Origin of the sequence: Novosphingobium sp. PY1 (genome assembly GCF_017312445.1) — a bacterium.
Classification (GTDB): domain Bacteria; phylum Pseudomonadota; class Alphaproteobacteria; order Sphingomonadales; family Sphingomonadaceae; genus Novosphingobium.
On sequence record NZ_BLTI01000008.1, the window covers coordinates 389,687 to 413,665 of the forward strand.

The window sequence follows — 23,979 nt, forward strand, 5'->3', positions numbered from 1 at the left end:
GTTAGTGGTCGACGAACTGCAAAGCGTATCCGATGAACGCGGTTTGACAAGGATAATCGCTCACCCCAAACCCGGGTTCCAGCAATTCACCCCCAAAGGAGGCATCATGTCCGGCAGTCCCTGGAGCCATTCGCGCAGTTCTTCGATTTCCGACGACGTCGACTTCGAGATCAAGGGCCAGGAACTCCAGTTCGTCGAGATCGAGCTGGATCCCGGCGAAAGCGCCGTGGCCGAAGCGGGTGCGATGGTCTGGAAGGATGCCCCTATCGAGATGTCGACCGTGTTCGGAGACGGTTCGGGCGGCGAAGGCAGCGGCTTCATGGGCAAGCTGCTCGGCGCAGGCAAGCGCCTCGTTACCGGCGAAAGCCTGTTCACGACCGTCTTCACCCATCACGGCAAAGGCAAGGCGCGCGTCGCCTTCGCCGCTCCCGTGCCCGGCGCCATTCTCCCGATCAAGCTGGACGACGTCGGCGGGCGCCTGATCTGCCAGAAGGACGCCTTCCTCGCCGCGGCTCGCGGCGTCTCCATCGGCGTCCACTTCCAGCAGCGGATCATGACCGGCCTGTTCGGCGGCGAAGGCTTCATCATGCAGAAGCTGGAAGGCGATGGCTGGGTCTTCGTGCAGATGGGCGGCACGGTGATCGAGCGCGAGCTGGCCGCGGGCGAAGAACTTCACATCGACACCGGCTGCGTGGCCGCATTCACATCGGGCATCGATTTCGACGTGATCCGCGCCGGCTCGGTCAAGTCGATGATCTTCGGCGGCGAAGGCGTGTTCTTTGCGCGCCTGCGCGGCCCCGGCAAGGTCTGGGTCCAGTCCCTGCCTTTCTCGCGCCTCGCCGGTCGGATGCTGGCGGCCGCCGGTTCGCGCGGGGGACAGAACCGGGGTGAAGGGTCGATCCTGGGCGGCCTTGGCGACCTGCTCGACGGCGACTGAGCGAACTTTCCACCGCTCGCTTGCGAAGGTCGGCGGCTAAACCGATTTTCAAGCTTGTCCATTGCAGGACGGAGCGCCATCTGCTGGACCAGCAAGGCTGGGTCCAGCGACAACAACATTCATCCGGAACAAGGCGGCAAGCGCGGCACATGTGTGGAATCATCGGTATCGTCGGCAAGGAAGAGGTTGCAGAGCGCCTGGTGGACGGCCTCAGGCGCATGGAATACCGCGGCTATGACAGTGCAGGTGTCTGCACCGTTCACGATGGCCAGTTGATCCGCCGCAGGGCTGAGGGCAAGCTTCTCAATCTCGTCAAGGAACTGGCCGTCGATCCTGCGCCGGGCCTCGTCGGCATTGCCCACACCCGCTGGGCCACCCACGGCGCGCCGACCACGGTCAATGCCCATCCCCATGCGACCGGGGAACTGGCACTCGTCCACAACGGCATCATCGAGAACTTCCGGCCCTTGCGCGAAGCGCTCGTCGCGCGCGGACGCAAGTTCGAGAGCCAGACCGATACCGAAGTGGTCGCGCACCTCGTCTCCGAACTGGTCGAGGCCGGCCAGTCGCCGCAGGAAGCGGTCAGGGCAGCCCTTCCGCAGCTGCGCGGCGCCTTCGCGCTTGCCATCGCCTTCCGCCGCTTCCCCGACATGCTGATCGGCGCCCGCCTCGGCTCGCCCCTCGTCGTTGGCTATGGCGAGGGTGAGACCTACCTGGGCTCCGACGCGCTGGCGCTGGCCCCGCTCACCCAGCGCATTTCCTACCTCGAAGAGGGCGACTGGGTCGTCATCACCCGCGAGGGCGCACAGATCTACGACGTCGAAGGCCATGCGGTGGAGCGCGAGATCGTAACCTCCGGCGCTTCGGCCGTGGCGATCGAGAAGGGCAACTACCGCCACTTCATGCAGAAGGAGATCTTCGAGCAGCCGACCGTCGTTGCCCAGACCCTGCGCAGCTATATCCGCCAGATCGACCACTCCGTCGCCTTGCCCCAGATCGATTTCGACGTCACCAGCGTCAACCGCATCACCATCGTCGCCTGCGGCACCAGCTATTACGCCGGCATGGTCGCGAAATACTGGATAGAGCATTTCGCGCGCCTGCCGGTGGACATCGATGTCGCCAGCGAGTTCCGCTACCGCGAACCGGTGCTGGAGCCGGGCGGGCTGGCCCTGTTCATTTCGCAGTCCGGCGAAACCGCCGATACGCTCGCCGCGCTGCGCCACTGCAAGGAGGCGGGCCAGAAGATCGCCGTCGTCGTCAACGTGCCGACCAGCACGATGGCGCGCGAGGCCGACCTGCTTCTGCCCACCCATGCCGGTCCGGAAATTGGCGTTGCCTCGACCAAGGCCTTCACCTGCCAGCTTGCCGTGCTCGCCGCCCTCGCCGCACATCTTGCGGTCAAGCGCGGGCGCATGGCACGCGAGGAGGAGATGGAAGTCGTCAATCATCTCGTCGAAACGCCTGCCTGCCTCAACGCTGCGCTGGCCCATGACGAGGAAATTGCCGAGATGGCGCACCTCATCGCCCCGGCGCGCGACGTGCTTTACCTGGGGCGCGGACCGGACTTCCCGCTTGCCCTCGAAGGGGCGCTCAAGCTCAAGGAAATCAGCTACATCCATGCCGAAGGCTATGCCTCGGGCGAGATGAAGCACGGTCCGATCGCGCTGATCGACGATGCCGTCCCGGTGATTGTCCTCGCCCCTTCCGGGCCGCTCTTCGAAAAGACCGTCAGCAACATGCAGGAAGTGCGCGCCCGCGGCGGCAAGGTCGTGCTGATTTCCGACAGGGAGGGCATCGAGGAAGCCGGCGAAGGCTGCATCGCGACGATAGAGATGCCCAAGGTCCACCCGCTGATCGCGCCGCTGGTCTATGCTGTGCCGGTCCAGTTGCTCGCGTACCACGTCGCCTGCGTAAAGGGCACCGACGTCGACCAGCCCCGCAATCTCGCCAAGAGCGTAACCGTCGAATAACGGCCGTTCGTGGAAATAATTCAGGCCCTGGCGACTGATCGTACGACTTTTACCCTGTAATAACACTTGGTCGGTTATTGCAGGGGAGTGAACACGCACACGTCCACCTACTGCGCCATGCCACGGGAACTGCCAGTATTGGCGGTGCTCGGCCTATCGGATCCGGACGACGGCGATTGGAGTCGGCTGCGGGGAATACAGTATTCCTGCCTCGGCCACTCCACTTTCGCGCGGGTCACGACGCAGATCTCCGCCATGCTCGCAACCGCGGCGCTCGTCTTCGGGCAAGTGCCGATGGCAGCTGTCGCGGTCTGGATCGCAGTGGCCTGCGTCACGCTCTGGCGAGGGGTCCGCATAGACCGCACGCTCATCGACGCGGACAAGCGCCGCATCTCGCGCGACGAAGTCCACGCGCAGATGATCAGCTCCATTCTCAACGGCCTGGCCTGGTCCGTCCCGATCGGCGGCCTCGGCTTCTTCGTCGACGCGCAGACGCAAGTGAAGCTGTGGATCGTGCTGGCCATGCTGATGACAGCATCGGCCGTGCTGCTGCCCGCTGTACCGCTAGGAACCTTGCTGTTCACCGGAATCACCGGCGCTACCGCCATCGTGTTCTTCCTGAGCCGCGGCATGTTCGACATGGCCGCGGTCAGCATCGCCTTCTCGGGAATCGTGATTGCTGCCGCCATCGAGAGCGCGCGGCGCCACGTCACTACCAAGATCGCCGAAGCCGGCATTGTCGAAAAGGACGAAGTCGTCTCGATGCTGCTGCGCGAGTTCGAGGAAGGCGAGGCAGACTGGCTCTGGCAGATCGATACCGCACGCCGCGTGCGGTCGGTCTCACCGCGCTTCGCCTTTGCCCTGGGCATGGATGCCAAGGAGATCGAGGGGCAGCCCCTGATCCAGCTCATCGCCGGATCGGCGTGGGAAAGCGGCCAGTTCTCGACCAGCCTCCACGACCTTGCCGAGCGCATCAAGCGGCGCGAGAACTTCAACAACCTGCTGGTGCGCGTGACGATCCACGGCCAACCGCGCTGGTGGGAGCTTTCCGGCACGCCCAAGCTCGACGAAAAGGGCAATTTCGACGGCTTCCGCGGCGTCGGCTCCGACGTCACCGAAGCGCGCGAGAATTCCGACAAGATTGCCTGGCTCGCGCGTTACGACACGCTCACCGGCCTGCCCAACCGCATGATGCTCACCGAAGCGCTGGGCGACGCGCTCGACTACGCGGACAAGTGGCGCACGCGCTGCGCCTTCCTGATGATCGACCTCGATCGCTTCAAGGCGGTCAACGATTCGCTGGGCCATCTCGTCGGCGACCAGTTGCTGGCCCGGGTATCGGAGCGACTCAAGGAGCAGATGACCGACAACGAACTGTGCGGCCGCCTTGGCGGCGACGAGTTCGCCATCGTCATCCGCGACGCTTCGGACCTTGCCCATATCGACCGTGTCGCCGAACGCGTCATCAAGCGCCTCTCACAGCCCTACGAAGTCGATCACCACACTCTCTACGTCGGCGCCTCGGTCGGCTCTGCGATCGGCCCGCGCGACGGCTCGACTGTCGAGACCCTCATGCGCAATGCCGACCTGGCGCTCTACCGCGCCAAGGATACCGGGGGTAACGAGCACTTCACTTACGAACCGGCCCTTCACGCCCATGCCGAGGAGCGGCGCAAGCTGGAATTCTCCCTGCGCCGCGCCCTCGAACGAGACGAATTCAAGGTCGTGTACCAGCCCGTCGTCGCGGCAGACACCGAGGGCGTCGTCAGCTTCGAAGCGCTGCTGCGCTGGGAAAGCAAGGATCACGGCAGCGTCAGCCCAGCCAAGTTCATCCCGCTGGCGGAGGATACCCGCCTCATCGTGCCGATCGGGGAATGGGTGCTCCGGGAAGCCTGCAAGGAAGCGATGAACTGGCCCGACCACATCCGCGTGGCGGTGAATGTTTCGGGCGAACAGCTCCTCGACCAGAACTTCGTGGCCAGCGTGGTCGGTGCGCTCCAGCACAGCGGGCTCAGCCCGAACCGGCTCGAGATCGAGGTGACCGAGAGCATCTTCCTGCGCGACACGACCATGGCCAATGCCGCGCTGGAGGAAGTCATGGCGCTGGGCTGCGGCATCGCGCTCGATGACTTCGGGACCGGCTATTCCTCGCTGGGTTACCTGCGCAAGCTGCGCTTCTCCACGATCAAGGTCGACCGCATGTTCGTGCAGGGCGCCGCCACGGGCAATCCCGAGAGCCTGGCGATCATCCGCGCCGTCGTCGCCATGGCGGACAGCCTCGGCATGTCGACAACCGCCGAAGGCGCCGAGACCCAGAAAGAGGTCGACATGATCCGGCAGCTCGGCTGCCGCAAGATCCAGGGCTATTTCTTCGGTCGCCCGATGGCCCCCGAAGATGCAATTGCACTATTCGGCAGCCCGGCCAATCCACGACAGAGCGCGGCCTGAGCGGATCACCCGCGCGCAGCGGCAACAGCACCGGAATAGCGCTCAGGTCCTGCCAGCGCTTGCAGCCAAAGGCCCAAGACCAAGCCGACTGCCCCGGAACACGCCCGGGACGCCGGCCTGCCTGGCGATCAGGCGCCGACCAAGCCCCTGATAGCGCTTTCGAACAATGCGCGACCATCGGTGCCACCGTGGGTAGCCTCGATGGCACGTTCGGGGTGCGGCATCATGCCCAGCACGTTGCCGGCATCGTTGAGCACGCCGGCGATCTGCCGGGCCGAACCGTTGACGTCCTCGGCATAGCGGAAGGCCACGCGGCCCTCGCCCTCGAGACGGTCGAGCGTCGCTTCGTCGGCGAAGTAGTTGCCGTCGTGGTGGGCGACCGGAATGAGGATTTCCTGTCCCGCTTCATAGCCGCTGGTGAACAGCGACTGCGCGTTTTCGACCTTGAGGCGAACGTCGCGGCAGACGAAGCGGATCACCGAGTTGCGCAGCAGCGCACCGGGCAGCAGCCCGCTTTCGGTCAGGACCTGGAAACCGTTGCAGACGCCGAGCACCGGAACGCCGCGACCGGCAGCCTCGATGACGGCGCGCATCACCGGCGAGCGCGAGGCAATCGCACCGCAGCGCAAGTAGTCGCCATAGGAAAAGCCGCCCGGCAAGGCGATGAAGTCCAGTCCCTCTGGCAGGTCGGCGTCACCGTGCCAGACGCGATGCGGCGCGGTGCCCGAAACCTTCTCCAGCGCGTCCGCCATGTCGCGGTCGCAATTGGAGCCGGGAAAGGTGATGACGGCGGAGCGGAAGTTCATGCGGCGACCTTCTCGATGCGGTAGTTCTCGATCACCATGTTGGCGAGGAGCTTGCGGCACATGTCGTCGAGCGCTTCGTCGCTGACGTTGTCGGCAACGTCGAGCTCGATCAGGCGGCCGGCGCGGACGTCGTTCACTCCCGAGAAGCCGAGGCCTTCGAGCGAGTGATGAATCGCCCGACCCTGCGGATCGAGGACACCGGGCTTGAGGCTGACGTGGACGCGGACTTTCATCGCGGGGGCCTTTCGCTTGGGCGGTCTGGTCAAATGCAATCCCGCTTCGCGCGGAATCGCCGGATTCGTTCGGACCGCCTATGGCCCCGAGAACGCGCGGGAGCAAGCGGCAGCACGCGCTTCATGGGCAAGCTTTGCAATTGAACCGCGCCGCGCAACCTGCCATCTCGCGGCAAGCCCCCTCAAGCGCCAAGCCGGAGTGCCAAGAATATGCCCATTTCGTTCGAAGGACAGGTCGCAATCGTGACCGGTGCGGGCAATGGACTGGGACGCGCCTATGCCCTCGAACTGGCGCGGCGCGGCGCGAAAGTCGTGGTCAACGACCTCGGCGGCGAGCGCGACGGGCGCGGCCACTCCGACGCCGCACTGGCGGTGGTCGAGGAAATTCGCGTAGCTGGCGGCGAGGCCATGGCCGACGGCGGCGACGTTTCGGACTTCGCCCAGATGGAAGCGATGGTCGCGCGCACCAGGGAAGCATGGGGCGGCGTCCATGTCCTGATCAACAATGCCGGGATCCTGCGCGACCGCACATTCGCCAAGATGGACCCGGCCGATTTCGAGCTGGTCGTGCGCGTCCACCTGCTGGGCAGCGCCTTTGCGACCAAGGCGGTTTGGGAAACCATGCGCGAGCAGCGCTACGGCCGCGTTCTGATGACGACTTCGTCCTCCGGTCTTGGCGGCAACTTCGGCCAGGCCAACTACGGCGCGGCCAAGGCCGGCGTTCTCGGCCTCGCCCGTACCTTGCGCATGGAAGGCGCCAAGTACGACATCCGCGTCAACTCCATCGCCCCGACGGCGGGCACGCGCATGACCGCCGACATCTTTCCCGATGAAGCCTATAATGCTTTCGTTCCGGAAGCCGTGGTGCCCGCCGCCCTCTTCCTCGTATCGAAGGATGCGCCAAGCGATGCCATCGTGGGTGCGGGTGGCGGCGTCTACCAGGGCGCCTTCATCACCATGAACGACGGCGTCCTGCTGCCCGAGGCAGAGCGGACCGTCGAAGGATTCGCAGCGGCCTGGGAACGTATCCGCGACCGGCGCGGCGACCGTGTCTTCGACAACGGCATGGAGCAGTCGCATCATGCGATGGCGATGCTGTCAGGCAAGCGCGGCTGAGAACGGGAGCAAAACAGCCCCCTGCCCTCAATCCTCGACGACCTTGAGGAGCTTGCGTTCGAGGGGGCTGAGAATGCCGGCCAGTTCATGCCCGCGCTTGAGCACTTGCCCGGCCTCGCCGAACAATGTCCACATGCCCTGCTTTGCGCGCAGTGCCGGGCGCTTCTCCAACCGCGCCTGCGGGCGTTCTGCAGCGCGGCGAAAGGCGCTGAAATTCGCGGCGTCCTTGCCGAAGTCCATGGCGTAGTCGCGCCACAGTCCGGCCGCGACCATGCGCCCGTAAAGATCCAGAATGCGCATCAGCTCGTCGCGCTCAAACCCCACCTGCAGAGGCTTGCGCCCGGGGAATGCAACGACACTGCCGTGATGGGAATTCAGTCCGGCCGGCCCAACCGACATTCAGCTCAAACGCCCTTGCATGCCGGTTCGGTCGACTTAGCGGCCTCATCACGTTCGGCCATGAGCGCCTCGACTTGCGCTCGCAGGGCATCGATCTGCTCTTCGAGCTGGTCGACGCGCTGGTTGGGCGCAGGTTCGCACGGTTCCTTGCAGGGCGTGCCGTAAGGCATGAAATCCTTGGCGTAAGTCTCTGCGGCGACAAGGGTCGAGCGCGCCTTGACGCCGATCATGGTCGCGCCATCGGGCACGCTCTCGGTCACGACGGCGCTGGCGCCGATGCGGGCGCGCTTGCCGATGGTCACCGGACCGATGATCTGGGCCCCGGAGCCGACGATGACATTGTCCTCCAGCGTGGGATGGCGCTTGCCGCCCTTGCCGTTCGTCGGGTTGGAACCGCCAAGCGTGACGCACTGGTAGATGGTGACGTTGTCACCGATCACGGCCGTCTCGCCGATCACGGTGAAACCGTGGTCGATGAAGAAGTTCTTGCCGATGGTCGCGCCCGGGTGGATGTCGATCGCGGTCATGAACCGGGAGAGGTGATTGACCGCGCGCGCGAGGAAGAACAGGCGCGCATTGAACAGGCGATGCGCGATCTTGTGCCAGAACAGCGCCCACACGCCGGGATAGAGCAGCACTTCCCAACGCGAACGAGGCGCAGGATCGCGCGCCACGACAGAATCCAGATATCGGACAAGATTACCGAGCATTGCCCGAATCTCCCATCAATTCGCCTGCAAGGCAAGCATCGTAGAGCAGACCTAGTTCCCGAGGCCTTCCGGAGCACCGCCTTTAGTCTCGATCAAGGCTTCGCGCCAGATGGCCAGTGTGGGGGCCTGCTTGCGTTCCAAACTGAGCCGATCGATCGCTTCGACCAGCCGTTCGACCCCCAGATGGCTACGCTCGCACCGTGGTACAAGATAATCGGTTGCGGAATGGTCAAGAACGAGGCCGCGCATCTCGGCGTGGACTTCCATCAAGGCGGCCAGCATCTCGTCGTCCGGCACGTCGATTTCGAGGTCAAGTGCGGCTCCCAATCGCGAATTGAGGTCCGGCAGGCTGACTTTCCAGGCTCCTTCGCCATTGCCGCGCGGTCGGTTGCTGACGATGAGCAGGGGCCGTCCGCTCTCCTGCGCACGGTTCCAGCGGTGGAACAGCGCGTCCTCGTCGACCGTGTCGGCATCGTCGACGACATCGCCCACGCCCGAATCGGCAAACCAGCTGGCAAGCAGCGACTTGCCCGAGCGCGGCGGTCCGGTGAGGATCGCGGTATGGAATGGCCAGTTGCCCGGTTCCGACATCGCGTCGATCACGGACGCATTGGCATTGCCCACGACGATGCGCGGGGGCCTGTCCCGATTGGATGAAAGCGGTAATGCAATCTGCCTCATGCCCAAGGCCCGGTCCTAGCGGCTGATCCTCAGCGTGGAACCGCTGACAGAAACATTCCAGCCCTGCGCCTTCAGCGCCGCGGCAAGGCGTTCCGCCCCGCCCGTTGCGGAGACCCGCATGACCGAGGTTCCGCCGATGGCAAGGCTCACCGTAGCGGCCCCGCTCACGCCCGGCACGCCGCGAACGGCAGCCAGCGCCGCGTCGACCGCTCCCGCATCGGGCGTTGCGAACTGTACGGTCACCGTCTCGACCTGACCGGCAGCGACGCTTTCGGACGCGGCGCCCGAGATCGGCTGAGGCGTGAGAAGTTCTGGCGGCGGCGCGCCTTGGGGCATCAGCTTGTCGCGCAATTCGGCGAAAGCGCGGTCCAGCGTGAGGCGACCGGCGGTGATCGTCGGGTCGGGCTGCAGCAGCCCCTGATCGAGCGCACCGCGGTAGATGCCATCGATGCGCTGCACTGCCTTGTCGAGCATTTCAGGCAGCTGCTCTTCGCTTGCGGCCGTCATTTCAAAGCTGGAGAGGAACTTGTTGTCCGGGCCGTAACGCGCCGTGAACGTACCCTTCACCGGGCCGCCCGGCCACTGGCGCTCGAGCCGGGCCACCGGCACGATCACGTCAGCCGCATCGAACTGGTTGAGCACGTTGCGCCACCACAGGCGGCTGCGCCGGCCCGGCTGTCCCGCCGTGAGAATCAGCGATTCGCCACCCGCACCGGCGGGGCGTACGTAATCGATGGTGCTTTGCGCGGCCTGGAACTCGGCCCAGGCGCGCTGCCAGGCCCCGCGCACCTCGAAGACCTGACGCACACCGCCCGAGTAGAGCACGGGAATGACCAGCAGCGGCGCCGAACGGACCGTCGCACCGTCTCCGCCGACGAACTGGCCCGCCTTGGCCTTGTCGAAGATGACGCCCAGCGAGGCGATATAGCGGTGCGGACCGATCTGTTCGTGCTCGATCACCACGGACGAGACCATGGCATCGATCGATTCGACCGGCATGTCAGGACCGCCCAGCTTCTTCCAGGCTTCCTTTTCCGCCTCTTTCCATGCCTTTAGACGGGCATCGGCGCCGGTCTTGTCCGATACGTCGACCTTTATGCCGTTGACCTGAATATCCTCGGAATTGACGAGCGGGGCAATGCCCCGGTCACCATCGATCTGCGCGATCAGCGCCGAGCCGCCCGCCAGGGCGAGCACCGCCGCCGCCACGCCGCCGAGGATCAGGCCCTTGCGCCCAGCGGCGCCCTTGAGCGAACCGGTGCGGGCAAGCCGCCGGAATTTGTGGGAGATTGTCGTGGCCATTGTCAAAACCCGGGCCTTTTGCCCAAACGGCGAGCGAAATCCAAGCAGGAAAGCGACTGCCCCCGAACTTGGGCACGCCCGGCAGTTTTTGTGCGTCATTTTTGCGCCTCGGGCGTGACTCGAAACCAATTGCGCACTATGCGCGCGCAATGTCCGAAGATAACTCCTCGAAGAGCTATAGCTATGAGCAGGCCGGCGTTTCGATCGCGGCCGGCAACGCCCTTGTCAAAGCCATCGCCCCGCTGGCCAAAGCGACCGCCCGTCCCGGCGCGGACGCCGACCTCGGAGGGTTCGGAGGGTTCTTCGATCCACGCGCGGCCGGGTACAAGGACCCGCTCCTTGTCGCGGCGAACGATGGCGTGGGCACCAAGGTCAAGCTCGCCATCGATCACGACCGTCACGACCACATCGGCATCGACCTTGTCGCCATGTGCGTGAACGACCTCATCGTGCAGGGCGCGGAGCCCCTCTTCTTCCTCGACTACTTCGCTACCGGAAAACTCGAGAACGGCGTCGCCGAACGCGTCGTTGCCGGCATTGCCGAAGGCTGCAAGATGTCGGGCTGCGCCCTCATCGGCGGCGAAACGGCCGAAATGCCCGGCATGTATGCCGCTGGCGACTACGACCTTGCCGGCTTCTGCGTCGGCGCCGTCGAGCGCGGCGAGCAGCTGACCGGCGACAAGGTGGCCAGCGGCGACGTCCTGCTTGGCCTCGCGTCCTCGGGCGTGCACTCGAACGGCTATTCTCTGGTCCGCCGCCTTGCCGAGGACAAGGGCTGGAAGCTCGACCGCCCGGCCCTGTTCGATGCGGAAACCCTGCTGATCGACGCGCTGATCGCGCCGACGCGCATCTACGTGAAGAGCCTGCTGCCCTTCATCCGCTCGGGCCGCATCCACGCCCTTGCCCACATTACCGGCGGCGGCCTGCTGGAAAATATCCCGCGTGTCCTGCCCAAGGGCCTGCATGCGCGCATCGACGCAGGCGCATGGCTGCAGCCGCGCCTGATGGCGTTCCTCCAGGCCCAGGGCAACATCGAGCCCGGCGAGATGGCCCGCACCTTCAACTGCGGCATCGGCATGGTCCTTGCAGTGGCCGCCGACGACGCGGGCGCGCTGCAGGCCGAACTCGAAGCGGCGGGCGAAACCGTTCACGTCATCGGCGCGATCGAGCCGGGCGAGAAGGGTTGCACCGTGCAGGGCAAGGCCGAAGTCTGGTCCGCTCGTGAGAACTGGGAAGCGACTCACTTCGCTTGAGACCAAGGATGCTGGTATCCCTCCGGCCTGACGCGAACGGAAGTTTCGAATGAACCGCGAAAAGGTTGCCGTCCTCATTTCCGGCAGCGGCACCAACATGGCCGCCCTGCTTTACGCGAGCCGGGCCGAGGACTGTCCTTTCGAGATCGTCCTGGTCGCCTCCAACGACCCGGCAGCCAAGGGCCTCGTCCTCGCCGAAGCAGAAGGCGTGCCCACCTTCGCCCTTTCGCACAAGGGCATGGCGCGCGCGGAACATGACAAGGCAATGGACGCCGCGATCCGCGAATCGGGTGCGCAGTGGGTTGCCCTGGCCGGCTACATGCGCATCCTCACCCCGGAATTCGTCGCGGGGTGGGAGGGCCGCATGGTCAACATCCACCCGTCCCTGCTGCCCAAGTACACCGGGCTGCACACCCATGAGCGCGCCATCGAGGCGGGCGATTCGCATGGCGGCGTTACCGTGCACCTTGTCACCGCCGAACTCGACGACGGCCCGATCCTGGGCCAGACCCCGGTTGCGATCATTCCCGGGGATACGCCCGACAGTCTGGCCGCCCGCGTCCTGATCGCCGAGCACCAGCTCTACTCACGCTGCCTCGCGCGCCTCGTGACGGTCGAGCAGAGCGCGCAATAACCGCCTTTTGCGGCTCGGCATGAGCCTAACGCATGGCGACAAGTTGAAGCAATTGCACCGGCGCTGTGCCCGCGCTGATCTGCGCGGCGCCCGAGGTTATCACTGCTGCGATGAACGATGCGCCGGCTACAATGATGAATGTCCTGCCGATCAAAGCAAACCTCCTACAATTCGAATTCAATTAGCTAACACTTGATTAACCGAACGACAGGACGTGCCGCAAAGAAAAAGGCCGCCCAATTGGGCGGCCTTCATCCATCTTGCGAAGAATTAACCGTCGATCAGCCGACGATCTCTTCCGGCTTGAAGAAGTAGGCGATCTCGATCGCGGCGTTCTCATCCGAATCCGAACCGTGGACCGAGTTGGCTTCGATCGATTCGGCGTAGGTCTTGCGGATGGTGCCTTCGGCGGCATCGGCCGGGTTGGTGGCGCCCATGACGTCGCGGTTGCGCTTCACGGCATCTTCACCCTCGAGGACCTGGACCACGACCGGGCCCGAGATCATGAACGAGACGAGGTCGTTGAAGAACGGGCGTTCCTTGTGGACGGCGTAGAAGCCCTCGGCCTGTTCCTGGGTCATCTGGATGCGCTTGGAAGCGACGACGCGCAGGCCCGCTTCTTCCAGCATCTTGGTGACGCCGCCGGTCAGGTTGCGACGGGTGGCATCGGGCTTGATGATCGAAAAGGTGCGGGTAACCGCCATGTCTGGTTCCTTGCGAAGTATGGTATTTGGGAAAGTTGCGCGCGCCCCTAGCGGGGTTTCGGTTGCGCCGCAAGCACGCCTTTATCCGGCCTGGACCCAGCGGCCGCCTTCCTGCTTCCAGTAATAGTGCTCCACGCCTTCGCGAGAGCGCAGTTCGCGCCAGACGCCGCGGGCCTGCTGAACCGTCGATTCGTCGAAGAGGTAGAAGGTGCGCGCAAACGGTTCGCTGCCTTCACGCCACTGCCCGTCGGCGATGGCCATGAACTTCGCCCCGTTAGCCGGTTGCGGCGCATCGGACAGGAGGATCGGCTGGCGTTCCTCCTGTCCATCGCCAACCTCGCCATTGGCAAGGAACGTGTCGGGCGCGGCAGACCACAGGGCCTGCCGGATCCGCTTGCGCTGCTCGCCGTCAGCGGAGACCACCAGGAGGCGCTCGCCCGACCCGATGACCTTGCCCGCGATCAGCGGCAGTGCGACTTCGGCTGGATCGCGGCTGAGCTGGTAGAAATCGACCCGCATCGGCCGCCTCCCTCCCCTTGCCTATCAGGCTTCGAGCGTGTCGCGAACGAATCGGTCGAGCAGGCGCACACCGTAGCCGGTCGCACCCTTGTCCCAGGTCGCGCCGGGCTTGTCGGTCCAGACGGTACCGGCAATGTCGAGGTGTGCCCAGGGCGTATCGTTCTCGATGAAGCGCTTGAGGAACTGCGCCGCAGTGATCGAGCCGCCGAAGCGCGGGCCGACGTTCTTCATGTCGGCGATCTGGCTGTCGAGCATCTTGTCGTAGCTGGGGCCCATCGGCATGCGCCACAGGCGGTCGCCCGAGGCATCGCCGGCTGCGGTCAGCTCGGCGGCAAGCTCGTCGTTGTTGGAGAACAGGCCCGCATACTCATGAGCCAGCGAGAGGATGATCGCGCCGGTCAGCGTGGCAAGATCGACGATCCTGGCCGGGCTGTACTCACGCTGCACCCAGGTCAGCGCATCGCACAGCACGAGGCGACCTTCGGCGTCGGTGTTGATGACTTCGATGGTCTGGCCCGAAAGCGAAGTGACCACGTCGCCGGGGCGCTGGGCATTGCCGTCTGGCATGTTCTCGACAAGGCCGCAGATACCCACGACATTGGCCCTGGCCTTGCGCAGCGCGAGTGCGAGCATGGTGCCCGCAACCGCGCCTGCTCCGCCCATGTCCCACTTCATGTCTTCCATGCCGGCCGCAGGCTTGATGCTGATACCGCCGGTATCGAAGGTCACGCCCTTGCCGACGAAGGCGACGGGCTTGTCGCCCTTGGCGCCGCCCATCCATTCCATCACCAGCAGGCGCGCGGGGCGAACAGAGCCCTGCGCCACTCCGAGCAGCGAACCCATGCCAAGCTCGGCCATTTCCTTGTCGTCGAGCACGCGGATCTTGATCCCGGTGCCGGCCATGCGCTTTTCGCAGCGGGCAACGAAGCTTTCCGGATAGATCGTGTTGGCAGGCTCGGTCACCAGTTCGCGGGTGAAGGCAACGCCGTCCGCCACGGCGGTTTCCACGTCCCAGTTGGCAGCAGTGCCATCGGGAGCGCCGATCACCGAGATCGCTGCCAGAGTGGGCTTCGCTTCGTCGGACAGCTTGGTGCGATAGACGTCATGACGCCAGGAACGCAGCACCGCGCCGAGCAGCGCGCCAGAAGTTTCCTCGGCGGAGAGCCCTGCCCCGGTTACATCGAGCGCCAGTGCGGTCTCGCCACTGGTCAGGTACTTGGCAACGACGGCCGCACCGGCCTTTTCGATGGCAGCGCGGCGATCCTTGGCCGACGCGGCGCCAATGCCCGCCAGCACAACACGCACGACCTTGCCGTCACGCTCCACGAAACCTTCGAAGACCTGCCCGGGCTTGCCGGTGAAACGCGACTGCTTCGCTCCCTCTGCAAGCACCGGTTCGAGATCGGCAGGCATCGCATCTTGGTTGACGAGGCGGGCCACGAGGCGTTCATCACTGGGAGTAGCCGCATCGAGGAACTGGATATTCATGGATTCTCCTGAATTTTCTCATGCGATGGCGCCGTTGGTTTCACAACTTGTGCGGTTCACCGCATCACTGGATTGCAGTTAGGCACCGGCGATGCGATAGGCAAGTGATGCTCCCCGCCGCGCAGATACCGCAGCAAGCCAGTCATCGCCGCTTGCGTCCCGTTTCGCTGGGCATCCTCGCCGCAGGAATCGCCACGTTCACGCTTGCCCCAGGGGCATATGCACAGGATGCGGCAACGGCAGCCGATGCCGTGGCGCCGGCCAGTACCGAAGAAAAGCTTCCGATCGCCTTCGAGGCCGATACGGTAGAGTACGACCAGAACGCGGATTCGGTGACCGCCAGCGGCAATGTCGTGTTGCGACGCGAGCAGCAATCGGTCCGCGCCGATACGGTCACCTGGAACCGCCAATCCGGGCAGATCGTCGCGAGCGGGAATGTCCGCCTCGTGGATCAGGACGGCAACCAACTCTATACCGACCGCATCGAGTTGACCGACGAACTCAAGACCGGTGCCATGCAGAACCTGCTGCTTGCCATGCGCGAAGGCGGCCGGCTCGCCGCGGCAGATGGTGAGCGCCTGCCCAATGGCGACGTCATTCTCAACAAGGCCGCCTACACCGGCTGCGACGTCGTGGGCAGCGACGGCTGCCCCAGGAAGCCCAGCTGGCGCATCGTCGCCAAGCAGGTGATCTACTCCGAGGACCGCCAGCGCATCCGCTTCAACGATGCGCGTCTCGAACTGTTCGGCGCAGTCCAGCTGCCCCTGCTTGGCCTGACCGTCAGCACCAATGGCCAGGCCGTCTCCGGCTTCCTTGTCCCCGATTTCCGCCTTTCGCCCTCGAACGGCGTCGAGATCAGCGAATCGTACTACTGGAAGATCTCCGAGAACCGCGACCTCACCGCGACGGCCTATGCCTATACCAAGGCCGCGCCGATGGCCTCGATCGAGTATCGCGCCCTTACCGAGAGCGGCGCCTACCAGATCACCGGTTATGCCACGTCCAGCAACCGGATACCTATCATCGGAACGACAGTAGGCACCGAGGGCGAAAGCGCCTTTCGCGGCTACATCTTTGCCAACGGCAGGTTTCAGCTCGACGATAACTGGAGCGTCACAGCTTCGATCAGGCGCGCGAGCGACCGCACTTTCCTGCGCCGCTACGATATCAGCCGTGACGACCGTCTGCGCTCCATCGTCAACGTGGAGCGGATCGATCAGGACAGCTATCTCTCCTTCGCGGGATATGCGACGCAAACCATGCAGTCGAGCCGCGACCAGGGACAGATCCCCGTCGCCTTCCCCGTCCTCGATTATCGCCGGCGCTTCGACGATCCCGTTCTGGGCGGCAAGTTCGAGACCCAGATCAACACCCTGGGCATCACCCGCACCAACGGCCAGGACACCCAGCGCGCCTTCGCCAGCGCGCAGTGGTCGCTGCGCAAGCTGACTTCGATGGGTCAGGAAGTCACGCTGACCGGCCTCGCGCGCGGCGACGTCTACCACTCGGACGAGAACGACAAGACAAGCACCGCGATCTATCGCGGCGATCCGGGTTGGCAGACCCGAGGTATCGCCACCGCCGCGCTCGACGTGAAATGGCCGCTGGTCGGCAAGGTCTTTGGCGGAACGCAGGTCCTCACCCCGCGCGTGCAGCTCGTCGCCACGCCGAAGGTGAAGAACCTCTCGATCCCCAACGAAGATGCGCGAGCGATCGAGCTGGAAGACAGCAACCTGTTCTCGCTCAACCGTTTTCCCGGCTACGACCGGATCGAAGACAGCGTGCGCTTCACTTACGGCCTCGACTGGCAGTTCGAAATGCCGCGCTGGCGGATCAGTTCGACGGTCGGCCAGTCGATCCGCCTGAGCAACAAGCCGACCCTGCTGCCCGATGGCACCGGCCTGACCAACAAGACTTCGGACATCGTCGGCCGCACCGAAGTGCGCTACCGCAACTTCCTCAAGGTGATCCACCGCTTTCGCGTCGACAAGGACAGCCTCGCGGTTCGCCGCAACGAGTTCGATGCGGTGGTGGGCAACAACGAGACTTATCTCGAACTGGGCTACACCAAGCTCAACCGCGACATATCCAGCGACATCGAGGATCTTCAGGATCGCGAGGAAGTGCGCGCAGCGGGGCGCGTCGCCTTTGCCAACTACTGGTCGGTGTTCGGCTCCGCAGTCGTCAACCTGACCGATCGATCGGAAGACCCGATCTACGGGTCCAACGGCTTCCAGCCCCTGCGTACCCGCCTTGGCGCCGCCTACGAGGACGACTGCATGCAGATCGCCTTCACCTGGCGCCGCGACTACGAGGCCACCGGCGACGCCCGGAGGGGCAACTCCTTCCAGCTTCGCTTCAGCCTCAAGAACATCGGCTTTCGATGAAGCAGACCTGCCCTTGCCCGTCGGGGAAGACGTCCCTAAGCGGAACTACGGGGAATTCCTCTGAATTGCGGGTGTACAGGCGTTGGCAGGCCCGAGCAAAGCCGCTATCGGGTTGGCTCATATTCGGTTAAGCCGCAGCACGGCAGGAGCAAATTCTGGTGCGGCGGGCACGTGCGACACCTGTCCCTGCCCCCGGAACACATCCGGTTAGGTCCGGTCGAAAACGGGATTGAGATTACGGTGCAAGCAATCAATCGCAGCAAGTTCATCAAGCAGGCGCTCCGTTCGATCGGCGCTGCCATCGTCATCTCGGGAAGTCTCGCCGCCTCTGCGGCCAATGCTCAGTCGGCACCGCAAGGCCAGATCGTCATTCCCGATGACGTGAAGATGTTCGGGAACGACAATCCCAACATGCGCCGCGCGACTGCGGTGGTGAACGGCTCGGTGATCACGGGGACCGACGTCGACCAGCGTCTCGCGCTCGTTCTCGCCGCCAACCAGGGCAAGGTTAGCGACGAGGAAAAGAAGCGCCTGCGCCTACAGGTACTGCGCAACCTGATCGATGAAACCCTGCAGATCCAGGAGGCCAAGGCTTCGGATATCGACATCGCGCAGGCCGAGATCGACCAGTCCTATGCACGCGTCGCCGCGCAGAACTTCAACCAGAACACCGATGCGATGGATGCCTATCTCAAGCGCATCGGCTCTTCGCCGGAATCGCTCAAGCGCCAGATCCGCGGCGAGCTGTCCTGGCAGCGCCTGCTCCAGCGCAACGTCGCGCCGTTCATCAACATCTCCGAGGACGAAGTGAACGAAGTGCTCGACCGGCTGAAGGCCTCGAAGGGCACCGAAGAATACCGGCTCGGCGAAATCTACCTCGCAGCGACGCCCGAATCGCACGACCAGGTCGCCCAGAACGCGATGCAGATCGTGCAGCAGCTGCGCGAAGGCGGCAGCTTCGTCGCTTACGCCCGCCAGTACTCGCAGGCTTCGACTGCGGCAGTCGGCGGCGACCTGGGCTGGATTCGCCTTGCCCAGCTGCCCAACCCGCTCGCTGCTGCCGCCCGCGAGATGCAGACCGGCCAGCTGGTCGGCCCGATCGAGGTGCCCGGCGGTTTCTCGATCATCTACCTGATCGACAAGCGCCAGGTCCTGACCGCGGACCCGCGTGACGCGGTTCTCGCGCTCAAGCAGATCTCGATGGACTTCCCCAAGGGCATCAGCGAAGCGCAGGCCGGCGCGAAGGCCGAGGCCTTTGCCAAGGCGATCAGCGCGGCCAAGGGCTGCGGCGATGTCGACAAGGTCGCCGCCGGGGTCGGCGCTCAGGTCGTCGCCAACGACCAGGTGCGCGCCCGCGACCTGCCCGGACCGATTCAGAACGCCATTCTCCAGCTTTCGCCCGGCGAAACGCTGCCGCCCTTCGGGTCGGTCGAGGACGGCGTGCGAATCCTCATGCTTTGCGGCCGCGACGATCCGCAGGTCGACAGCGGCCCAAGCTTCGACCAGCTCATGTCGCAGATGGAAGACGAGCGCATCAACAAGCGCGCGCAGATGTACCTGCGCGACCTTCGGCGTGACGCGATCATCGAGTACAACTGACCTGCAACGGAGCGGCTGACATGGCCCTTGCGGCCCCGCTCGCGATATCGCTGGGCGACCCTGCCGGCATCGGCCCCGAGCTGATCGCCGAAGCCTGGATCAGGCGCGAGACCGCGGGCCTCGCCCCGTTCTTCGTCGTCGGCGGAGCCGAAGTGCTGGCGGCCGCTGCACGCACGCGCGGCATCGACTTGCCCGTGTCACGCATCGCAGAACCTTCGCAGGCCGATGCGGCATTCGCCCTCGGCCTGCCGGTTCTGGGCGATGAAGACTGCAAGCCGACCTTCGGCTCGCCCGACATGGCGGGCGCGCGCCTCGCCCTCCATTCGCTGGGGGCGGCGACCGCGCTCGCCCGTTCGGGCAAAGCAGGCGGCGTCGTGACCGGCCCGATCGCCAAGTCGAAGCTGGCCGAAGTCGGCTTCACACAGCCCGGACAGACCGAATTTCTCGCCGATGCTTGCAGCCTGCCGCATGAGGACGCGGTGATGATGCTCGCCGGTCCGTCGCTGCGCACGGTGCCGCTTACCGTCCATACCGCCCTCTCGCAGGTTCCCGCCCTGCTGACGCAGGAGCTGATCGTACACCGCGCCCGGATCGTGGCCAGCTCACTGGCCCGCGATTTCGGCCTTGCCCGCCCTCGCCTGGCGATCACCGGCCTCAATCCCCACGCAGGGGAAGACGGCCGCATGGGCGACGAAGAGCAGCGGATCATCCGCCCCGCCATAGAGACGCTCAAGGCCGCGGGGCTCGCCGTAACCGGCCCCCACCCGGCCGACGCGCTCTTCGCCGCACACGAACGCGGTGGCTATGACGTGGCCTTGTGCATGTACCACGACCAGGCACTGATCCCGATCAAGACGCTCGACTTCGACCAGGGCGTCAACGTCACGCTCGGCCTGCCGATCATCCGCACCTCGCCCGATCACGGCACGGCCTTTGCCATTGCCGGAGACAACACCGCCAGTGCGGGTGCGATGATCGCGGCGATCCGCATGGCCGGCGAATGTGCGGCGAGGCGCGCGGCATGACCACCCTGCCTCCCTTGCGCGAAGTCATCGCCAGGCACGGCCTCTCCGCCTCCAAGGCATTGGGCCAGAACTTCCTGTTCGACGAGCAGCTGCTCGACCGCATCGCTGCCATTCCCGGCGCGCTTGAAGGCCACAACGTCCTTGAAGTCGGCCCCGGCCCGGGCGGCCTGACCCGCGCACTTCTGCGGGCCGGGGCGCAGGTCACCGCGATCGAGATGGACCGCCGCTGCCTTCCTGCGTTGGCCGAAGTCGAGCAGGCCTTCCCGGGCAAGCTCAAGGTCATCGAGGGCGATGCGATGAAGATCGCCCCTGCCAGCCTGTTCGACGGCCCCTATCACATAGTTGCGAACCTCCCTTACAATGTCGGCACCGCGCTGTTCACCGGCTGGCTTTCCGGCGAGGAATGGCCGCCGCAGTGGCAGTCGCTGACGCTGATGTTCCAGGAAGAAGTCGCGCGCCGTATCGTTGCCGAAGCCAATACCTCCGCCTATGGCCGCCTCGCCGTTCTGGCGCAGTGGCGGTCGAAGGCGAAGCTGGCAATGAAGGTGCACCGCAGCGCCTTCACCCCGCCTCCCAAGGTCATGTCGGCCATCGTCCACGTTACGCCGGGCACCGCTCCCGAAGGTGTTTCGATGCGCGTGCTGGAGCGCGTGACCGAAGCGGCCTTCGGCCAGCGCCGCAAGATGCTGCGCCAGAGCCTCAAGGGCTTGCCCGGGGCACTGGCGGCGCTGGACAGGCTCGGGATCGATGTGCAGCGCCGCGCCGAAACTCTCAGCGTGACCGAATTCGTGGCCATTGCCCGCGAATTGACGCCTTAGCTCGCCAGACTTGCCATTGTCGGTCGGCCGTCATCCCGGACTCGATCCGAGATCACGATTGGAAGGGCATCGAAACCGGCAGGCGAGAGCCGCCTAGTCCCAGTCGCGGGTGGAGAGTGCGAGGTCGGTGGTGTCGCTTGCCGCTTCGCCGCTGCCCAACCGCGCGATCACGAAGGTGCTGCCGCCCAGCAGCGCTGCTAGCAGGATCAGACGGACGGCGCGCGACTTGCCGAAGGACTTCCAGCGCGGCCCTGCAGAAATGCCGATGACATCCCGCTCCGTCATCCGCGATACCGGAACCGCCATGCCCTGCACGAGGTCGGGCACCCGGACTTCTTCCTTGAGTGCGATGCCGCAGCGGTCGCCATGCGACCAGCGGACGCGGCCTGCCAGCAAATGATCGCCGATCTCGATCTTGACCCTCCCGCCCTTGGCCGGCGGGTCGGCCATCATCGCCATGAGGCCGCGCGAAGAGGCGTTGCCCACCATCGCATCGCAATCGCGATCGTTGACGCGGACACGCACCATCAATGCGGCGGGCTCTCGACCCTGCACTCGTTCCTTGCGGAAGAACATGATCCTCCCCCCATCTTGCACCATCAGGCAGGATGGGGGGAATCGCTTAGGATTTCGCTAAGGCGATCTAGGCAGTCACCAGAGCCGATTTCTTCTTCAGGCGCCAGGCATGCAGCAGCGGTTCGGTATAGCCGCTGGGCTGCTCGACACCCTTGAAGACGAGATCGCAGGCTGCCTTGAAGGCAAGGCTGGTGTCCCAGTTGCCCGCCATCGGTTCATAGAGCGGATCGCCGGCGTTCTGGGCATCGACCTTTTCAGCCATCCGCTTCAGCGCGTCCATGACCTGCGCCTCGGTGCACACGCCGTGAAGCAGCCAGTTGGCCATGTGCTGGCTGGAAATGCGCAAGGTGGCGCGGTCCTCCATCAGGCCCACGTCATTGATGTCGGGAACCTTGGAGCAGCCGACGCCCTGATCGATCCAGCGCACGACGTAGCCGAGCAACCCTTGTGCGTTGTTCTCCAGTTCCTCGCGCACTTCGTCCTCGGACCAGTTGGCGCCATCGGCCAGCGGAATCTGCAGCAGCAGGTCGAGGCCCGGGATTTCCTCTGCGGCGATACCTTCACGCAGGCCGAACACATCGACTTCGTGATAGTGCATCGCATGGAGCGTCGCGGCGGTGGGCGACGGGACCCATGCGGTGTTCGCACCGGTCCTGGGATGGCCGACCTTCTGCTCCATCATGTCGCGCATCATGTCGGGCGCAGCCCACATGCCCTTGCCGATCTGGGCGACGCCCGAAAGACCGTGCCTGAGGCCGATGGCGACGTTGCGCTTCTCGTAGGCGGCGATCCAGGTCGAGCCCTTGATGGCGCTCTTGCGGATCATCGGACCGGCCCGCATCGAGGTGTGGATCTCATCGCCGGTGCGGTCGAGGAAGCCGGTGTTGATGAAGACGATGCGGTCCTTCACCGCGTGGATGCAGGCGGCGAGGTTGGCCGAAGTGCGGCGCTCCTCGTCCATGACACCCACCTTGACGGTGTTGCGCGGCAGCTGGAGCAAATCCTCAACTGCGTCGAACAAGTCATTGGTAAAGGAGCACTCTTCAGGACCGTGCATCTTCGGCTTGACGATGTAGATGCTGCCCTTGCGGCTGTTGCCGTAGCGGGTCATGCCCTTGACGTCCTGCGCCGAAATCGCGCTGGTGATTACCGCGTCCATGACGCCCTCGGGGATCTCGCTGCCATCGGGCAGGAGAATCGCAGGGTTGGTCATCAGATGGCCGACGTTGCGCACGAACAGCAGGCTGCGGCCGGGAAGTTCCTGCGCCTCGCCGGTGGGGACGGTCACGACCTTGTTACCCGCCAGCTCGCGCGTCAGCGTCTGGCCGCCCTTCTCGAAAGTGTCGGCCAGGTCGCCGCGGATCACGCCGAGCCAGTTCGAATAGGCAAGGAGCTTGTCCTCGGCGTCGACGGCCGCGACCGAATCTTCAAGGTCGACAATGGTGGTCAACGCCGCTTCGAGAACGATGTCGGAAATGCCGGCCTTGTCAGTCGCGCCGACCTGGCTCGAGGGATCGACGACGATCTCGATGTGCAGGCCGTTGGACTTGAACAGGCAGCCCTTGCGGGTCTCGCCGACGCACTGGTCCGGATCGGCGAGGGTGACTTCCAGGCTGTCGACGTCGGCCCAGCTTCCCGATGCCAGCGGCAGCGCCTTGTCGAGGAACTTGCGCCCCTCGGCGATGACGGCGGCGCCGCGAACCGGGTCGTAGCCCTTGCCCTGCGCCGGCGCGGCGTCGAGCGCATCGGTGCCGTAGAACGCATCGTAGAGGCTGCCCCAGCGCGCGTTGGCGGCATTGAGCAGAAAGCGGGCGTTGAGCAGGGGCACGACGAGCTGGGGCCCGGCCATCGTCGCGATCTCGGGATCGACGTTCCGGGTTCCGATCGAGAAGCCTTCCGGCTCGGGCACGAGGTAGCCGATGTCCTGCAGGAACGCCTGATATTCGCCCTGCTCGATCGGCCTGCCCGCGCGCGACATGTGCCAGGCATCGATCTGCGACTGCAGGTGGTCGCGCTTTTCCAGCAGTTCCCGATTGCGTGGAGCAAAGCGCGCCAGCAGCTGCGCAAAGCCGCTCCAGAACGCATCCGTATCCTGCCCGATGGGCGCAAGGACCTTCTCCTCGACGAAAGCCGCCAATCCGGCGTCGATCTGGAGGCCCGAACGTTCAACCCTTTGCGTCATCTTTCCTCACACTTCCTGGACGCACGCGCGAAACCAATGCGCCGTGCGATCATTGTAGATTACCAAGACTGTCCTGGGGAAGGATGCCCTGCCCTATGACGCATGAGCCGGCGATTGGCAACAGGGACTATCGTGTCAACCCCTGCGCCTCCAGCGGCTTCCAGCCTTGGGGATCGCGTCGGAATCACT

At 65.0% G+C, this 23,979-nt stretch carries 20 protein-coding genes and 1 pseudogene; 10 read left to right on the top strand and 11 right to left on the bottom strand.

The genetic code is table 11. From position 1 onward, the window contains the following. Positions 1 to 106 precede the first annotated feature (106 nt). From J3474_RS13190 to J3474_RS13200, 3 genes are all read left to right on the top strand, one after another. Positions 107 to 937, top strand: a complete 831-nt coding sequence (locus tag J3474_RS13190) for a TIGR00266 family protein (protein ID WP_013833249.1) — start codon at positions 107 to 109, stop codon at positions 935 to 937. Between the two features lie 149 nt (positions 938 to 1,086). Continuing rightward, positions 1,087 to 2,910 (top strand): glutamine--fructose-6-phosphate transaminase (isomerizing), encoded by a 1,824-nt coding sequence (gene glmS, locus J3474_RS13195; protein ID WP_207094498.1) that lies wholly within the window; start codon positions 1,087 to 1,089, stop codon positions 2,908 to 2,910. A 117-nt stretch (positions 2,911 to 3,027) separates the two neighbouring features. Further along, positions 3,028 to 5,358, top strand: a complete 2,331-nt coding sequence (locus J3474_RS13200; protein ID WP_207094789.1) for a bifunctional diguanylate cyclase/phosphodiesterase — start codon at positions 3,028 to 3,030, stop codon at positions 5,356 to 5,358. A 128-nt stretch (positions 5,359 to 5,486) separates the two neighbouring features. Here the strand turns inward: J3474_RS13200 and purQ are convergent, their stop codons facing one another. Continuing rightward, positions 5,487 to 6,164: a phosphoribosylformylglycinamidine synthase subunit PurQ gene (gene purQ / locus J3474_RS13205; RefSeq protein ID WP_207094499.1), complete on the bottom strand. Its 678-nt coding sequence runs from the start codon at positions 6,162 to 6,164 to the stop codon at positions 5,487 to 5,489. Beyond that, positions 6,161 to 6,397: a phosphoribosylformylglycinamidine synthase subunit PurS gene (gene purS / locus J3474_RS13210; protein ID WP_007011299.1), complete on the bottom strand. Its 237-nt coding sequence runs from the start codon at positions 6,395 to 6,397 to the stop codon at positions 6,161 to 6,163. The genes purQ and purS overlap by 4 nt, the downstream gene beginning before the upstream one ends. Before the next feature lie 210 nt (positions 6,398 to 6,607). On the opposite strand from purS, the gene J3474_RS13215 reads away from it, so the two are divergent. Continuing rightward, positions 6,608 to 7,513, top strand: coding sequence for an SDR family NAD(P)-dependent oxidoreductase (locus J3474_RS13215; protein ID WP_007011301.1), 906 nt, complete (start codon positions 6,608 to 6,610; stop codon positions 7,511 to 7,513). Between the two features lie 27 nt (positions 7,514 to 7,540). Here the strand turns inward: J3474_RS13215 and J3474_RS13220 are convergent, their stop codons facing one another. From J3474_RS13220 to J3474_RS13235, 4 genes are read right to left on the bottom strand one after another with little or no spacing between them, the layout of a single operon-like run. Next, positions 7,541 to 7,912 (bottom strand): DUF2794 domain-containing protein, encoded by a 372-nt coding sequence (locus J3474_RS13220; protein ID WP_207094500.1) that lies wholly within the window; start codon positions 7,910 to 7,912, stop codon positions 7,541 to 7,543. 5 nt (positions 7,913 to 7,917) lie between these two features. Beyond that, positions 7,918 to 8,622 carry a serine O-acetyltransferase EpsC gene (gene epsC / locus J3474_RS13225; RefSeq protein WP_207094501.1) on the bottom strand — a complete coding sequence of 235 codons (705 nt, stop codon included), beginning with the start codon at positions 8,620 to 8,622 and terminating at the stop codon, positions 7,918 to 7,920. 51 nt (positions 8,623 to 8,673) lie between these two features. Beyond that, positions 8,674 to 9,303, bottom strand: coding sequence for an ATPase (locus J3474_RS13230; protein ID WP_207094502.1), 630 nt, complete (start codon positions 9,301 to 9,303; stop codon positions 8,674 to 8,676). A gap of 15 nt (positions 9,304 to 9,318) precedes the next feature. Then, positions 9,319 to 10,605: a heavy-metal-associated domain-containing protein gene (locus J3474_RS13235; RefSeq protein ID WP_207094503.1), complete on the bottom strand. Its 1,287-nt coding sequence runs from the start codon at positions 10,603 to 10,605 to the stop codon at positions 9,319 to 9,321. A gap of 149 nt (positions 10,606 to 10,754) precedes the next feature. Between J3474_RS13235 and purM the strand changes: the two genes are divergently transcribed. Then, a complete protein-coding gene (purM, locus tag J3474_RS13240) occupies positions 10,755 to 11,858 on the top strand; it encodes a phosphoribosylformylglycinamidine cyclo-ligase (RefSeq protein ID WP_207094504.1) in 1,104 nt (367 codons plus the stop codon). Between the two features lie 49 nt (positions 11,859 to 11,907). Next, a pseudogene (gene purN / locus J3474_RS13245) lies at positions 11,908 to 12,480 on the top strand (phosphoribosylglycinamide formyltransferase); the annotation flags it as partial. A gap of 293 nt (positions 12,481 to 12,773) precedes the next feature. On the opposite strand, the gene ndk reads toward purN, so the two are convergent. The 3 genes from ndk to J3474_RS13260 form a co-directional block, all read right to left on the bottom strand. Then, complete coding sequence (ndk, locus tag J3474_RS13250; RefSeq protein WP_013833239.1) at positions 12,774 to 13,196, bottom strand: nucleoside-diphosphate kinase; 423 nt, start codon at positions 13,194 to 13,196, stop codon at positions 12,774 to 12,776. A gap of 81 nt (positions 13,197 to 13,277) precedes the next feature. Continuing rightward, positions 13,278 to 13,715 carry a DNA polymerase III subunit chi gene (locus tag J3474_RS13255; protein WP_207094505.1) on the bottom strand — a complete coding sequence of 146 codons (438 nt, stop codon included), beginning with the start codon at positions 13,713 to 13,715 and terminating at the stop codon, positions 13,278 to 13,280. 24 nt (positions 13,716 to 13,739) lie between these two features. Beyond that, positions 13,740 to 15,203 (bottom strand): leucyl aminopeptidase, encoded by a 1,464-nt coding sequence (locus tag J3474_RS13260; protein ID WP_207094506.1) that lies wholly within the window; start codon positions 15,201 to 15,203, stop codon positions 13,740 to 13,742. A 107-nt stretch (positions 15,204 to 15,310) separates the two neighbouring features. Here J3474_RS13260 and J3474_RS13265 point away from each other — a divergent pair, with 107 nt between their 5' ends. From J3474_RS13265 to rsmA, 4 genes are all read left to right on the top strand, one after another. Continuing rightward, the gene (locus tag J3474_RS13265; protein ID WP_207094790.1) at positions 15,311 to 17,590 is read left to right on the top strand and encodes an LPS-assembly protein LptD; all 2,280 of its coding nucleotides are present in this window, start codon (positions 15,311 to 15,313) and stop codon (positions 17,588 to 17,590) included. Positions 17,591 to 17,830: 240 nt separating this feature from the next. Continuing rightward, positions 17,831 to 19,189: a peptidylprolyl isomerase gene (locus J3474_RS13270; RefSeq protein WP_013833235.1), complete on the top strand. Its 1,359-nt coding sequence runs from the start codon at positions 17,831 to 17,833 to the stop codon at positions 19,187 to 19,189. Positions 19,190 to 19,209: 20 nt separating this feature from the next. Next, a complete protein-coding gene (gene pdxA, locus J3474_RS13275) occupies positions 19,210 to 20,214 on the top strand; it encodes a 4-hydroxythreonine-4-phosphate dehydrogenase PdxA (protein ID WP_207094507.1) in 1,005 nt (334 codons plus the stop codon). After that, positions 20,211 to 21,032: a 16S rRNA (adenine(1518)-N(6)/adenine(1519)-N(6))-dimethyltransferase RsmA gene (gene rsmA, locus J3474_RS13280; protein ID WP_013833233.1), complete on the top strand. Its 822-nt coding sequence runs from the start codon at positions 20,211 to 20,213 to the stop codon at positions 21,030 to 21,032. Before pdxA ends, rsmA begins: the two co-directional genes overlap by 4 nt. 93 nt (positions 21,033 to 21,125) lie before the next feature. Here rsmA and J3474_RS13285 read toward each other — a convergent pair whose 3' ends face one another. Together J3474_RS13285 and J3474_RS13290 are read right to left on the bottom strand one after the other, a co-directional pair. Continuing rightward, positions 21,126 to 21,608 carry a hypothetical protein gene (locus tag J3474_RS13285; protein ID WP_242528398.1) on the bottom strand — a complete coding sequence of 161 codons (483 nt, stop codon included), beginning with the start codon at positions 21,606 to 21,608 and terminating at the stop codon, positions 21,126 to 21,128. Between the two features lie 67 nt (positions 21,609 to 21,675). Next, positions 21,676 to 23,790 (bottom strand): malate synthase G, encoded by a 2,115-nt coding sequence (locus tag J3474_RS13290; protein ID WP_207094509.1) that lies wholly within the window; start codon positions 23,788 to 23,790, stop codon positions 21,676 to 21,678. Positions 23,791 to 23,979 lie beyond the last annotated feature (189 nt).

Excerpts from the sequence above, each read along its gene's own strand:
- J3474_RS13230 (WP_207094502.1), bottom strand. The coding sequence starts at position 9,303 with ATGAGGCAGATTGCATTACCGCTTTCATCCAATCGGGACAGGCCCCCG.
- ndk (WP_013833239.1), bottom strand. The coding sequence starts at position 13,196 with ATGGCGGTTACCCGCACCTTTTCGATCATCAAGCCCGATGCCACCCGT.
- purS (WP_007011299.1), bottom strand. The coding sequence starts at position 6,397 with ATGAAAGTCCGCGTCCACGTCAGCCTCAAGCCCGGTGTCCTCGATCCG.
- J3474_RS13220 (WP_207094500.1), bottom strand. The coding sequence starts at position 7,912 with ATGTCGGTTGGGCCGGCCGGACTGAATTCCCATCACGGCAGTGTCGTT.
- glmS (WP_207094498.1), top strand. The coding sequence starts at position 1,087 with ATGTGTGGAATCATCGGTATCGTCGGCAAGGAAGAGGTTGCAGAGCGC.
- purM (WP_207094504.1), top strand. The coding sequence starts at position 10,755 with ATGTCCGAAGATAACTCCTCGAAGAGCTATAGCTATGAGCAGGCCGGC.
- rsmA (WP_013833233.1), top strand. The coding sequence starts at position 20,211 with ATGACCACCCTGCCTCCCTTGCGCGAAGTCATCGCCAGGCACGGCCTC.
- J3474_RS13190 (WP_013833249.1), top strand. The coding sequence starts at position 107 with ATGTCCGGCAGTCCCTGGAGCCATTCGCGCAGTTCTTCGATTTCCGAC.
- purQ (WP_207094499.1), bottom strand. The coding sequence starts at position 6,164 with ATGAACTTCCGCTCCGCCGTCATCACCTTTCCCGGCTCCAATTGCGAC.
- J3474_RS13290 (WP_207094509.1), bottom strand. The coding sequence starts at position 23,790 with ATGACGCAAAGGGTTGAACGTTCGGGCCTCCAGATCGACGCCGGATTG.
- pdxA (WP_207094507.1), top strand. The coding sequence starts at position 19,210 with ATGGCCCTTGCGGCCCCGCTCGCGATATCGCTGGGCGACCCTGCCGGC.
- J3474_RS13260 (WP_207094506.1), bottom strand. The coding sequence starts at position 15,203 with ATGAATATCCAGTTCCTCGATGCGGCTACTCCCAGTGATGAACGCCTC.
- epsC (WP_207094501.1), bottom strand. The coding sequence starts at position 8,622 with ATGCTCGGTAATCTTGTCCGATATCTGGATTCTGTCGTGGCGCGCGAT.
- J3474_RS13285 (WP_242528398.1), bottom strand. The coding sequence starts at position 21,608 with ATGTTCTTCCGCAAGGAACGAGTGCAGGGTCGAGAGCCCGCCGCATTG.
- J3474_RS13215 (WP_007011301.1), top strand. The coding sequence starts at position 6,608 with ATGCCCATTTCGTTCGAAGGACAGGTCGCAATCGTGACCGGTGCGGGC.
- J3474_RS13235 (WP_207094503.1), bottom strand. The coding sequence starts at position 10,605 with ATGGCCACGACAATCTCCCACAAATTCCGGCGGCTTGCCCGCACCGGT.
- J3474_RS13255 (WP_207094505.1), bottom strand. The coding sequence starts at position 13,715 with ATGCGGGTCGATTTCTACCAGCTCAGCCGCGATCCAGCCGAAGTCGCA.
- J3474_RS13265 (WP_207094790.1), top strand. The coding sequence starts at position 15,311 with ATGCTCCCCGCCGCGCAGATACCGCAGCAAGCCAGTCATCGCCGCTTG.
- J3474_RS13200 (WP_207094789.1), top strand. The coding sequence starts at position 3,028 with ATGCCACGGGAACTGCCAGTATTGGCGGTGCTCGGCCTATCGGATCCG.